Below are 12,319 nucleotides of genomic sequence, written 5' to 3'. Positions count from 1 at the left end.
GCCGCGGAACGCTCCGCAATCAGGAGAACTGCGTTTCCAGGACATCTAAGGAAATCCCCAGGCGCTCGTCTAGGGAAATCACCAGCAACTCCGCCGACGGTGTCAGATCGGCGCCGCCACCCAAGGCCGAGGGCGCGGCGCGAACGCAGCCTGGGACGAGTCCCGCCGCACTCGCGGCCCAGCTGAACAGGCGCGCGACGCCGCCCGGCCGCGCCGCGCACGGCCTTCCGAGGGGACGCGGCACCGCCGAACCCCCGTGCCGCTCGGCGGAAACGCTGCGCGCGCGACGGTCCGATCCGGGTCCGCGCCGCCGCGCCGGTCGTCGACCGCCGGAGTCCACCTCAGGCCCCCGACACCCCACCTCATTTCACGAAAACGACGAAGACGCCCATTGAGAACTTTTTCCACCAGAACCAGAACGAGGTCGCCTACCGGGACCAGATCGCTCATTTCACGACCGGCGGCAATTCGGGAGGATCCGCGGAAGGGGAATGGCGACGATCGGTCCCGCGTCGCCCCGCCGCCGCCCGCCGCATCCGACCCGCGAGACTCGCGCAGATCGTCCGAAGTGGACGGAATCTTGGTCGGGTCCGCCACCCCGGGCACCGCACCCGAACCGGGGAACCATGACGTCGCGGCACGCCCGGCGGAGGGGCTCAGATCACACCGGATCCAGGATCTGCGGAACCAAATTGTTCCGATATGAGAACCGCGCGGCATTCCCGCAGGTGAGCCGCCTCCCGCCGCGGGAAACCCCAACGCCCGCTCGGGCACGACCGCGGCGGAGTCGACGTTTTCCCTGCGCACAGCGCCGAAAACCGAATCCGGGGGCGCGTTGGCACGAACGTCTCGACTTGCTACCGTCGAAACGAGGTCGCATTCCGAAACGCACTCAGCGTGGAGTGCCAGAGGATTCTCGTCGAACGTCGTCGAAATTCCCCCATCCGGTCCAACCGGTTGAGCGCGACTCGCCGCACCAGCCGAGTCGTCGGTACCGCTTCTCCCGATGAGCCCCGCTTCCCGGAGGAGAGCCAGTGAGTTCCGGCCCGGTGGATGGTCGGCGGATCCCGTTGATCCGCCCATTCCGGACTGCACCGATTCCGATCCGCCAGCGGTGCCGATGAGGCCCACCGCCCTCCCCCCGCGAACTCGCAGCACTCCCCCGGAGGACAGCACATCATGATCGTCGAGTTGCACCTGCTCCAGTCGGTACCGGTGAGCCCCCTCCCCCGGGAGGCCCTGGAGCAGCCGCAGGCCACCTTCGGCAACGTCCCGCGCGGCTCGCTGTCCAGCCGCTTCCTGCGGGACTCGGCGGGCGGGCTGCTACCGGCGCGCGGACTCGGCGTCTCCTCCGAGGGAGTCTCCACCCGCCGCCTCGTGGGCGACGCGGGCCGCTGGATCGACGCCGCGGCCTGCGTGGACGAACCGTCCGAGGACACCGCCGACGTGGTGCGGGAGGCGTTCTACGAGCTCGGGCTCGGCCTGTCGGCGCGGGAGCTGACCCCGTCGGTCGTGTTCACCGCCCCGCGCGCGGACGAGGGACTGGCCCGGTTCTGCCTCGACGGCTGGGACGACTTCGCCGACCGCGCCGACCGGCGCAAGAAGATCATCGCCAACGCCGCCGGCTTCGAGGAGGCGCGCGCGGAGGAGCTCAAGCTCCCCGGCGCCCGCTCCCGGGAGGAGCAGCGAGCGGCCGCCGAGCGCGTCCTCGCGCCCCGGCAGGCCGTCGACGTAGCGCTGTTCGGCGGCGAGGACTTCAGCGCCAGGGCCGCTTCGGAGGTGGCGCCCGCGGTCTCCACTCACGAATGCGCACCGCCCGCCGAGGCGGACGCGGCGCTGGTCGCTCTGGACCCGGCCTGCTACTACCGCTACGCCCGCCTCGACCTGGAACGCCTCGCGCACAACCTCGGCGGGGACGCGGAGCTGGTGTCCCGCGCCGCCGAGGCCTGGCTGGGCTGCCTGGTGCACGCGCTGCCCGGCGCGGCGGCCAGCTCGACGGCCGCCCGCACGGTCCCCGAGCTGGTGCTGTCCGTGGTGCGCGAGCACGGTTCGTGGAACCTGATCAACGCCTTCATCGACCCCGTCTCCGGCGCGGGCGTGCTGTCGCGGTCCGCCGACCGGCTCGTGGAGTACTTCGGCCAGGTCCGCTCCTTCTACGGCACCGACGAGATCCGCACGGTCCTCGGCGCCGCCGTGGCCGGCGACCTCCCCGGGGACGCCTTCCAGCGAGCCACCACCTTCGAGGACCTCACCACCCGCACCCTCGCGGCCGCTCTCTGACGTCGAGGGGTGAGCGGTCCCCGGCCGGCGAGCGGGACGGGCACCTGATCGGTCGGTGCCGACCGGACCGCTGCCGCGACGCCGATCCGGCGGCGCGATCCGGGCCGCGCCAACTCGGCACGAGCAGCGGTGATCGGCCGCCGGAAAATCGGTTCGGCTCCCCGCGCCCGGGCTGTTACGGTGCTGGGCGGTCGGGGCCGGAGGGCGGTTCCGCGAGGCGAGGAGTGGTCGGCGTGGTGAGCGAGGACGACATCTCCGGGTGACCCCGGAGTGCCGCGCACCTCCCCCCGCCCGGTCCCGGGCGGCTCGGAGGGCGCGTCGTCGTACCCACCCCACCGTCCGTTCGCCGGGCCGCCGCGGCGCGCCCGCCCGACGCGGGAGACCTCCTCATGGCCGATGCGTTGATCACCTGTTCCCACCTCACCTTCTCCTGGCCGGACGACACGCCCGTGTTCGACGACCTGTCGTTCACCGCGGGGCCCGGGCGCACCGGGCTCGTCGCGCCCAACGGCGCGGGCAAGAGCACGCTGCTCAAGCTCATCGCCGGTGCGCTCGTCCCCCGATCGGGGACCGCGAGCGCGCGCGGCGTGGTCGGCTACCTGCCGCAGACCCTCCCGCTGAGCGGGGATCGCACCGTCGCCGAGGTGCTGGAGATCGCGCCCGCGCTGCGGGCGTTGCGGGCCATCGAGGCCGGGGACACCGACGAGCGGCACTTCGCCGCCGTCGGCTCCGGCTGGGACGTCGAGGAGCGCGCCCGCGCGGAGCTGGACCGGCTCGGGCTGGGCGATGTCGGGCTGGACCGCGAGCTGCGCGCGTGCAGCGGCGGGCAGGCCATCGCGATCGGCCTCGCCGCGCAGCTGCTCAAGCAGCCGGACGTGCTGCTGCTGGACGAGCCCACGAACAACCTCGACCGGACCGCCCGGGAGCGGCTGCACCGGGTGCTCGCGGAGTGGAAGGGCTGCCTGCTGCTGGTCAGCCACGACCGGGAGCTGCTGGACCGGATGGAGCGCATCGCCGAGCTCGATCGCGGCGAGATCCGTTGGTACGGCGGGAACTTCACCGCCTACGAGCACGCGCGGCAAGCCGAGCGGGAGGTGGCCGAGCGCAACGCCCGCAACGCCGAGCAGGAGCTCAAGCGGGAGAAGCGGGAACGCCAGCAGGCCCGCGAGCGGGCCGACCGCCGGGCGGGCAACGCCGCGCGGAACGTCGAGTCCGCCGGGCTGCCGAAGATCCTCGCGGGAGCCCGCAAGCGCCGCGCGCAGGAGTCGGCGGGACGAGCGGACGACGTGCACGGGCAGCGCGTCGACGAAGCGCGGCAGAAGCTGGACGAGGCGAACCGGGCGCTGCGCGAGGACGACGTGCTCGCGCTCGCGCTGCCCGACACCCGGGTTCCGGCCGGGCGCACCCTGTTCACCGGCGAAGGGCTGCGGGTCCGCGAGGTGTTCGCCGGGGAGGGCGTCGCGCTGTCGATCCGAGGCCCGGAGCGGATCGCGCTCACCGGGGACAACGGTTCCGGGAAGTCGACGCTGCTGCACCTGATCAGCGGGGAGCTCGCGCCGGAGCGCGGTGAGATCAGCCGGTTCGACGGCCGGATCGCCCACCTGTCCCAGCGGCTGGACCTGCTCGACCTGGATCGCTCCGTGGCGGAGAACCTGCGGGCCGCCGCGCCGGAGCTGCCGCCCTCCCGCTCCCGGCACGTGCTGGCCCGCTTCCTGTTCAAGGGCGACCGCATCCACCTGCCGGTGGGCGACCTCTCCGGCGGGGAGCGGCTCCGCGCGACGCTGGCCTGCGTGCTGTGCGCGGAGCCCGCGCCGCAGCTGCTGCTGCTCGACGAGCCGACGAACAACCTGGACCTGGTCAGCGTCGGGCAGCTGGAGTCGGCGCTGCGGGCCTACGAGGGCGGCCTCGTCGTGGTCAGCCACGACGAGCGGTTCCTCGCCGGGCTGCGCCCGACCCGGCGCCTGCACCTGGCCGGCGGACACCTGCGCGAGGATCCCTGATCCCGAGCGGCGCGCCGCCGTCCCGGCCGAGCGTTCCGCGCGGGCACCCGTGCTCTCCGGAGAATCGTCAGAGGCACCGCGCGGGGGACGTTCCCGGCGTGGAAGCGGAACGCGGTCGCCCTCGTCGCGCACGGCGTCCCCGCTCCCCGCCGCGGACCCGCGCTGGAACCGACTCCTCCCGAGTTCGCGGTGCGGGAATCCGCCGCTCCCCTGGGAGAGGGGATGTCGCCTTCGGACCGGCCGCGCGGGACGGGTAGCGGAATCTCAGCGGGGGCGCCGAGTGCTCGATTCGGCCGCCGGGGCGGGAAGGCGGCGCTCAGCCACCCGGACCGAAGCGGTCCGCCAGGTAACCGGTGAGCAGCCGGGTGATCTCCTCGACCGCGGTCTCCCGGTCGATGCCGGGCGGGTCCAGCACGTAGCTGATGGTCAGGTTCTCCACCGTGCGCACCAGCACCCAGGCCACCGCGTCGGCCTGCCCACCGCGCCCGCCGCCGTGCAGCAGCAGGGCGGTCGTGACGAGCTCGTCGACGCGGTGCTTGAAGTCGGTCCGCCTGGTGTCGGCGGCGGGCGGCAGCTGCTCGTAGATCACCCGCAGCAGCCCGGCGTTCTGCTCGAACGCCTCCAGCAGCGCGATCACGTTGCCCCGCACGGCCTCCACCACCGATCGCCCGGCGAGGTTCGCGACGAACGCGCGCGAAACGCGAGTCCGCAGCCGGTCGGTGTGCTGGTCGATGACCTCGCCGAGCAGCGCGTGCTTGTCCGGGAAGTACTGGTAGAGCGAGCCGGGGCTGACCCCCGCCGCCTCGGCGATGCGACCGGTGCTGGCCCGGTCGTAGCCGTGCCGCAGCAGGACGGCGTGTCCGGCGGCGAGGATCCGCGCGACCATCGCGCGGGACCGCTCCTGGGCGGGTTCGCGGCGCATCGGGCGGCGAGGTCGGGGTGGCACGGGGACTCCTGGGAAACGCGAGTTGAACGCGAATGATTCTTCGTGTCAGCATCGTCGGCATGACCCCACCTGTGACGCAACGCACTTCGGAAGCGGTGCATCCGGACAGGTTCTTCGGGGCGCCGGAGCGCTCGGAGCGGATCGGCCGGGTGTTGCGGGTGGCCGCCGGAGTGCGGGAGCTGGACGAGTCCCTGCTGGACCGGATCGGGCGGCGGATGTTCGACCGGGACGAGCCCGCGGCGCGGCTGGTCGCCGCCATGGGCCGGGACCGCCCCGAGGGCGAGCGGGTCACGATGAGCTCCTTCGGCCGCGCGCTGGAGCACGGGATCGACGCCGTGCCGGACGCGCCGCCCGCGCTGCGCGAGTTCTTCGCCCGGGTCGACCGGGTGCCGGACTGGGTCGACTTCGACCTGCTGGAGCGCGGCTCCCGCGCCGTGCGGCGGATGGGGCGCAACGTCGACGACGTGCTGCTGCAGCTGTCGCTCATCGGCGGCTACCGCTTCGGCGGGCCGCCGGACCTGCTGGTCGCCACCGGCGGGCTCACCGGGGACACCGCGATGCGCAGGCTCGGCGAGACGAAGAAGTGGGCGGTGGCGGTGAGCCGGCCGGGCGGGATGCGCCGCGACGGCGAGGGCTTCCGGCTCACCGTCCACGTCCGGGTCATGCACGCGCTGATCAACCACCGCTTCGAGCGCAACGGGCGGTGGGACGCGCGGCGCTGGGGCCTGCCGATCAACCAGGCCGACCAGGCCGCGACGCTGGGGCTGTTCAACAGCACCCTGCTGCTCGGCGTGCGCGCGCTGGGCTGGCTGGTCACGCCCGCCGAGTCGCGGGCGGTGATGCACGCCTGGAAGTACGTGGGCTGGCTGCTGGGGGTGGACGAGGACTTCCTGTTCGACACCGAGCGGGAGCAGAACCGGTTCAACTACCACGTGCTGCGCGCTCAGGACGACGTCACACCGGCGGGCGCGGCGCTGTCCGGGGCGCTGGTGGCCGGGCAGCGGGAGCTCGGCCGCGGGCGGTTCGGCTCGCTGGCGGGGGCGTACTCGCGGCTGCGGCTGCTGAGCATGTTGCGCTACTTCCTCGGCAGGCGGGGCCTCGTGGACCTGGGGCTGCCGGTCACGCCGATGTGGGCGGTCCCGCCGATCTGGGCGGGGAACCTGGTGCGCTCCGGGCTGGTCGCGCGCACCCGGATCGGCCGCCGCCACCTGGAGCGGGCGGGCGACCGCTACACCGAGCGGGACCTGGACCGCGTCTTCGGCGGGGACAAGCCCGAGATCGGCGCGCTGCCGACCTGATCAACCGACCGGCGCTCCCGCTCACCGCCGGACAGCGGTGATCGTGGACCGGCGGAGACCGGATCGGCATCGGTCCGCCCCGGGCCGGGCCCGGTCAGCGCCGGAGGTGGTCCCGCATCACCCGGGCCACCCGCGCCATCAGCGCCTCGGCCTCGGGTTGGGACGCCGCGGGGACCCGGGACTCGGTGAGCGCCGCGATCGCGAAGGCCCGGCCATCGGCGTGCTCCACCACGCCGACCTCGTGGCGCAGGTTCAGCACGGTCCCCGTCTTCGACGACCAGGTGGTCGCGTCCGAGCTGAAATCGGGGGCGAGGCGCTGCCTGATCAGGTTCGCGCCCAGCAGCTCCCGCACCCGCGCGGCGACCCCGGCGTCGATCCGCCGCGGCACCCACAGCTCCTGCAGCAGGTCCGCGAAGTCCCGCGCCGAACCGGAATTCGCCCGCGTCACGTCGAGCTGCGGGATCGGGTGCCCGCGCCCGCCGGTGCCCCCGCGGATCGCGAGCGCGTGCGCCAGGTGCACGTCGGCGGTGTCGAACCGCTCGGCGGGGGTCTCGGTGAGCTCGCCGATCAGGTGCCGGGCGGTGATGCCGCGCAGCCCCCACTCCCGCAGCATGGCGGTGACCTCGGCGGGCGGGGTGAGATCGAACAGCGCGTCGGCGGCGGCGCTGTCGCTGATCGACACGGCCAGGTAGAGCAGGTCGTCCACGGCCACCCGCGCCGGGTGCCGGAAGCGGCTCAGACCGGTCGGGCCGGGGGTGGTGATCCGCCCGGGTCGCACCAGGACCTCGGTGGCGCCGTCGAGCTCGCCGCGCCGGATCCGCTCGGCGGTGGCCACCGCCAGCGGGACCTTGATCAGGGAAGCGACCGGGAGCACCACCTCCGGGTCGATGCCGAGCTCCTCGCCCGAACGCAGGTCCCGCACCAGGAACGAGCCGCGCAGCCCGCCGTCGTCGAGTTCCGCGACCAGCTCGCTGATCAGTCCCTGCGCGTGCACCGCTCCCCCTTCGCCCCGGTCACAGTACGGGCCCACCGCCCGCCTCCGGACGGGCCCTCGGCCGGGCCCCGGGTGCGCCCTCGCCGCCGGGCGCCCGTTCCGGAGGGGCGCCCGCGCCCCGGCGGCGCGACCACCGGTCAGCTCGCGCCGAGGCAGCGGGCCAGGGCCTCGTGCAGTGGGACGCGGAGGCGGTCCGCGTCGGGAGCCACCTCGGCGCGCAGCTCGTAGCCGCGCGCCAGGACCGGTTCGGCGAGGGGGCGCCAGTGCAGGCCGAACTCCACCGCCTGCGCCGCCGAGCACAGCAGCAGGTCGGCGGAGCCGAGCACCTCGGCGACCGCGCCGCTGAGCGAGTCCGCGACCACGACCTGCTTGGGCGGCAGTCCCACCGCGTCGCGCTGCCGCAGCAGCCGGTCCCGCACGTGCGGGACGTCGTCCTCCGGCTGGATCCGGATCGTCCGGCGCGGTGCGCGACCGGAGCGGCCCACCCGCAGCGAGTCCAGGTGCACCGGCCCCCGGTGCAGGTCCACCGCCCCCGCCACCCCGAGCGGCACCGTCCAGCTCGCCTCGTCCGGCGGCACCGCCAGCAGCGCCACGCGCACGTCGCGGGCGTGCAGCAGGTCCAGGCGCTCGGCGGGTGCTGCCGGACGGAACTCGAAGAACAGCTCGTGCGCCCGCGCCTCCGCGTCCAGCTCCGCGAGCGCGCGGGTCGGGCACAGCCCGGGCACCGCGATCAGCAGCGGGCGCAGCCGGGCGCGCCTGGCGTCCTGCTCCAGCGCGTCGGCCAGCCGCACCAGCTGCCGGGCCCGGGGCAGCAGCTCGCGACCGAACGGCGTCAGCCGCGCCCGACGCGCGGAGCGGTCGAACAGCCGCTCTCCCCAGTGCCGCTCCAGCGCGGCGATGCGGCGGCTCGCGACCGGCTGCGGGATGCCCGCGGCCGCCGAACCGCCGGTGAAGCTGCCGACCTCGCTCACCGCGACGAACGCCCGCGCCCCGCCCACCAAGTCCACATCCACATCATATGCCGATCCGGCATGGAAGTGCGCAGAACTGTCTTGGACAGCATGAGGGTGGCCTCCGCAGACTGGGCGAACCGATTCCGCGAACGAAGGGATTCCCCCGTGTTCCAGCACCGCTTCCGCCTCGTCACCGCCGGTGCCTTGGCCGTGCTCGCCCTGACCGGCTGCGCGGGCCCCGGCACCGCACCACCGCCACCGTCCGCGGCGCAGCAGGCGGTGGCGGTGGACCAGGACGGGACGCACCGGGCGCTCTCCGAGCTGGAGCGGCGGTTCGACGCCCGGCTCGGGGTGTACGCGCTGGACACCGGCACCGGCCGGGAAGTCGCGTTCCGCGCCGACGAGCGGTTCGCCTTCGCCTCCACGCACAAGGTGTTCTCCGCCGGCGAGGTGCTGCGCCGCAACTCGATGGCCGGCCTGGAGCGGCGGATCCACTACACCGAGCAGGACCTGGTCGACAACTCCCCGGTCACCGAGAAGCACGTGGCCGACGGGCTCACGCTGCGCGAGGTGATCGACGCGACGATCCGCTACAGCGACAACACCGGCGCGAACCTGCTGTTCCGCGAGATCGGCGGGCCCGCCGGGCTCACGGCCGCGCTGCGCGGGCTGGGTGACACCACCACCCGCTCCGACCGGACCGAGACCGACCTCAACCGCACCTCGCCGGGCGACCCGCGCGACACCAGCACGCCCCGCGCGCTGGCCGGGGACCTCCGCACCTACCTGACCGGCGACGTGCTGCCCGAGCCGCAGCGAGCGCTGCTCGCCGACATCATGGGCGCGAACACCATCACCGGGGAGCTCATCCCGGCGGGCGTGCCCGACGGGTGGCGGGTCGGCGACAAGTCCGGGGCGGCCGATTACGGCACCCGCAACGACATCGCCGTCGTCCACCCGCCGAACCGGGCGCCGATCGTGCTCTCGGTGCTGTCGGACCGCGCGGAACCGGACGCGGACTACGACAACGCGCTCATCGCGGAGGCGGCCCGCGTCGTCACCGCCGAACTCAGCTGAACGCACCGCGGCCCGCAGCCCGAGCGGATCGGGCGGCGGGCCGCGGAGCGCGGGTGCCCCCTCCCGCCCGTAGCGAGGGGGGCTCGCGGCGAGGGGGGCGGGGTCAGATCAGCCGCAGAGGGCCCGGATCCGGGGCGCGACGTCGGCGCCGAACTCGCGCAGGAAGCGGCCCTGGTCCGAGCCCGGCGCGTGGAAGACGAGGTGGTCGAAGCCCGCGTCGACGTAGGCCTTCACCTCGGCGAGCACCTCCTCCGGGTCGGAGGCCACGATCCAGCGGGTGGCGACCTGCTCGATCGGCAGCTCGTTGCCCGCCCGCTCCATCTCCTCCGGGTCGGCGAGGCTGTGCTTGAGCTCGGCGGGCAGCGACAACGGTGCCCAGAACCGGGTGTTCTGCAGGGCGCGCTCGCGGTCCGGGTCGTAGGAGAGCTTGATCTCGATCATCTTCTCCATGCCCGCCGCGTCCCGCCCGGCGGCCTCCGCCCCGGCCTCGACGGCGGGCAGCAGCTTGTCGGTGTAGAGCTCCATGCCCTTGCCGCTGGTGCAGATGAACCCGTCGCCGACGCGGCCCGCGTACTTGGCGACCATCGGCCCGCCCGCCGCGACGTAGATCGGCACCCCACCCTCGGGGCGGTCGTAGATCGTGGCGTTCGAGGTGCGGTAGTACTCGCCCTCGTAGCTGACCCGATCCTCGGACCACAGCGTGCGGATGAGGTCGATGGCCTCGCGGAAGCGGCGGAACCGCTCCTTGAACTCCGGCCACTCGCGCGCGGTCACGGCGGTCTCGTTGAGCGCCTCACCGGTGCCGACGCCGAGCATGACCCGCCCCGGGTACAGCGAGCCGAGGGTGCCGAAGGCCTGCGCCACGACGGCCGGTTCGTAGCGGAACGTCGGGGTGAGCACGCTGGTGCCCAGCCTGATGCGCGAGGTCCGCTCGCCGACGGCGCTCATCCAGGACATCGCGAACGGCGCGTGGCCCTGGTTGTGCCGCCACGGCTGGAAGTGGTCGGAGACCATCACGCTGTCGAGGCCGTGCTCCTCGGCCTGCACCGCGAACTCCACCAGGTCGCGCGGGTTGAACTGCTCGGCGGAGGCCTTGTACCCGATCTTGATGCTCATGTCTCGCTCTCACCCATCACCGCGGCCGCACCGACCGCCGCGGTCGTGTCGTCGAACGCCTCGGGCTCCGCATCGCGCGCAGTCCGCGAACAGTCGCACAGGATCGCACGCGGATCCGCCGGGGCACTGGGCAGCGGCTCGAATCATGAGGACGGTCACAGCGAATCCCGCACCGCCCTCACCGGCAGCAGCGCACCGAGCACGGGGCGTCGGAACGCCGCTGCCCGCGACTCCCGAGCGCTCCGACGACCGGGCTCCGCACGCGCGCCGACCGCCGCGGGAAGTCCCGGCGGCGGTCGGCGCGCGTGCGTCCGGCGTCAGCGGTGGCGAGGAACCCTGTTGGCGAGGACCACGCCCAGCACCGTCATCACCCCGCACAGCACCAGGGTCAGCGACAGCGGGACCGAGGATCCGCCGAAGGTGCCGACCAGGGCCAGCGCGCCGATCGGCAGCAGGCCGCCCGCGACCGCCGTGCCGAACGAGATGCACAGCCCGGTTCCGGTGTAGCGGGCGTTCACCGGGAACAGCTCCGACAGCAGCGAGGGCACCGCCCCGTTGAACGCCGCGTAGCAGACCGTGCCGACCAGCATCGCCAGCAGCATCGCGCCGAAACCGCCGCTGTCCACCAGCCACAGCGCGGGGAACGCCCACAGGATCAGCACGACCCCGGACCCGATGGTGAGCCGCTCCCGGCCCCAGCGGTCCGCGTTCAACGCGCTGACCATCGTCAGCACCACCAGCAGCATCGAGGTGAGCAGCAGTCCCAGCTGGACGCTGGTGGCCGACAGCCCGGGCACGTACTGCTTGGTGTAGGCGACCAGCCCGGTCATGAGCACGTACAGGTAGGAGCACGGCGCCGACCACATCAGCGAGCCCGCCAGCAGCGCGAGACCGTTGTCGCGGAACACCGCGCGCACCGTCGGCCGGGGCTCGCGCGGGCTCTGCTCGCGCTTGGCCAGCTCCGCGAGGAACGCCGGGGTCTCCTCGAGCCTGCGGCGCAGCACCAGGCCCAGGGCGATCAGCAACGCGCTGGCCAGGAACGGCACCCGCCAGGCCCAGGACAGGAACGCCTCGTCGCTGACCCAGAGGCTCACCACGAGGATCACGGCGCTGGCGAGCCCGATGCCGAGCACGGTGCCCAGCTGCACGAACGCGCCGTAGAGCGACTTGCGCTTGGGTTCGGCGTGCTCCACGGCGACCAGCACGGCACCGCCCCACTCGCCGCCGACCGCGAGGCCCTGCAGCAGGCGGCAGGCCACGAGCAGCACCGGCGCCCAGAACCCGGCCACCGCGAACGGCGGCAGCAGGCCGATGGCCACGGTCGCCCCGCCCATCATGAGCATCGAGGTCAGCAGCGCGGCTCGCCGACCCCTGCTGTCGCCGAGCTTGCCGAACAGCAGCGCGCCCAGCGGCCGCATCCCGAAGGCGACGGCGTGCGTGGCCAGCGCGGCCAGCGTGCCCATCCACGGCGAGGCGCCGGGGAAGAACAGCGGCCCGAACACCAGGGCCGCCATGAACGAGTAGATGATGAAGTCGAAGATCTCGATGAGCGTCCCGAGCAGGGACGAGCCCGCGATCCGGGCCGGGGACAGCGTGCGGCCGGTCGAGACCGGCCCGTCCTCGCGCGCGGAGTGTGCTGCGGTGTCAGGCATGGA

General features: G+C 73.8%; 9 protein-coding genes. 4 read left to right on the top strand and 5 right to left on the bottom strand.

Going from position 1 to position 12,319, the window contains the following annotated elements:
- Positions 1–1,179: 1,179 nt before the first annotated feature.
- On the top strand, positions 1,180–2,280 hold the full coding sequence (locus ACL03H_RS03985) for a type I-E CRISPR-associated protein Cas7/Cse4/CasC (RefSeq protein WP_412809685.1): 1,101 nt from the start codon (positions 1,180–1,182) through the stop codon (positions 2,278–2,280).
- A gap of 389 nt (positions 2,281–2,669) precedes the next feature.
- Positions 2,670–4,280, top strand: coding sequence for an ABC-F family ATP-binding cassette domain-containing protein (locus tag ACL03H_RS03980; protein WP_412809684.1), 1,611 nt, complete (start codon positions 2,670–2,672; stop codon positions 4,278–4,280).
- Between the two features lie 316 nt (positions 4,281–4,596).
- Here ACL03H_RS03980 and ACL03H_RS03975 read toward each other — a convergent pair whose 3' ends face one another.
- Complete coding sequence (locus ACL03H_RS03975; protein ID WP_412809683.1) at positions 4,597–5,226, bottom strand: TetR/AcrR family transcriptional regulator; 630 nt, start codon at positions 5,224–5,226, stop codon at positions 4,597–4,599.
- A gap of 59 nt (positions 5,227–5,285) precedes the next feature.
- Here ACL03H_RS03975 and ACL03H_RS03970 point away from each other — a divergent pair, with 59 nt between their 5' ends.
- Positions 5,286–6,524 carry an oxygenase MpaB family protein gene (locus tag ACL03H_RS03970; RefSeq protein WP_412809682.1) on the top strand — a complete coding sequence of 413 codons (1,239 nt, stop codon included), beginning with the start codon at positions 5,286–5,288 and terminating at the stop codon, positions 6,522–6,524.
- Between the two features lie 94 nt (positions 6,525–6,618).
- Here the strand turns inward: ACL03H_RS03970 and ACL03H_RS03965 are convergent, their stop codons facing one another.
- Together ACL03H_RS03965 and ACL03H_RS03960 are read right to left on the bottom strand one after the other, a co-directional pair.
- A complete protein-coding gene (locus ACL03H_RS03965; protein WP_412809681.1) occupies positions 6,619–7,518 on the bottom strand; it encodes a serine hydrolase in 900 nt (299 codons plus the stop codon).
- Between the two features lie 137 nt (positions 7,519–7,655).
- Complete coding sequence (locus ACL03H_RS03960; RefSeq protein WP_459561767.1) at positions 7,656–8,531, bottom strand: LysR family transcriptional regulator; 876 nt, start codon at positions 8,529–8,531, stop codon at positions 7,656–7,658.
- 105 nt (positions 8,532–8,636) lie between these two features.
- On the opposite strand from ACL03H_RS03960, the gene bla reads away from it, so the two are divergent.
- Entirely contained in the window at positions 8,637–9,548 is a 912-nt protein-coding gene (gene bla, locus ACL03H_RS03955; protein WP_412809679.1) for a class A beta-lactamase, read from the top strand.
- 108 nt (positions 9,549–9,656) lie between these two features.
- On the opposite strand, the gene fgd is transcribed toward bla, so the two are convergent.
- The gene (fgd, locus tag ACL03H_RS03950; RefSeq protein ID WP_412809678.1) at positions 9,657–10,664 is read right to left on the bottom strand and encodes a glucose-6-phosphate dehydrogenase (coenzyme-F420); all 1,008 of its coding nucleotides are present in this window, start codon (positions 10,662–10,664) and stop codon (positions 9,657–9,659) included.
- Between the two features lie 317 nt (positions 10,665–10,981).
- On the bottom strand, positions 10,982–12,316 hold the full coding sequence (locus ACL03H_RS03945) for an MFS transporter (RefSeq protein ID WP_412809677.1): 1,335 nt from the start codon (positions 12,314–12,316) through the stop codon (positions 10,982–10,984).
- Positions 12,317–12,319: the final 3 nt, after the last annotated feature.

This window comes from Saccharopolyspora antibiotica (assembly GCF_047200635.1).
Taxonomy (GTDB): Bacteria; Actinomycetota; Actinomycetes; order Mycobacteriales; family Pseudonocardiaceae; genus Saccharopolyspora_C.
The sequence above is the reverse complement of the archived record's forward strand: the minus strand, read 5'-3'. Positions and strand labels throughout refer to the sequence as shown.

What these genes read in the sequence shown, in the direction of transcription:
- ACL03H_RS03970 (WP_412809682.1), top strand. Translation starts at nt 5,286, where the DNA reads ATGACCCCACCTGTGACGCAACGCACTTCGGAAGCGGTGCATCCGGAC.
- ACL03H_RS03985 (WP_412809685.1), top strand. Translation starts at nt 1,180, where the DNA reads ATGATCGTCGAGTTGCACCTGCTCCAGTCGGTACCGGTGAGCCCCCTC.
- ACL03H_RS03980 (WP_412809684.1), top strand. Translation starts at nt 2,670, where the DNA reads ATGGCCGATGCGTTGATCACCTGTTCCCACCTCACCTTCTCCTGGCCG.
- fgd (WP_412809678.1), bottom strand. Translation starts at nt 10,664, where the DNA reads ATGAGCATCAAGATCGGGTACAAGGCCTCCGCCGAGCAGTTCAACCCG.
- ACL03H_RS03945 (WP_412809677.1), bottom strand. Translation starts at nt 12,316, where the DNA reads ATGCCTGACACCGCAGCACACTCCGCGCGCGAGGACGGGCCGGTCTCG.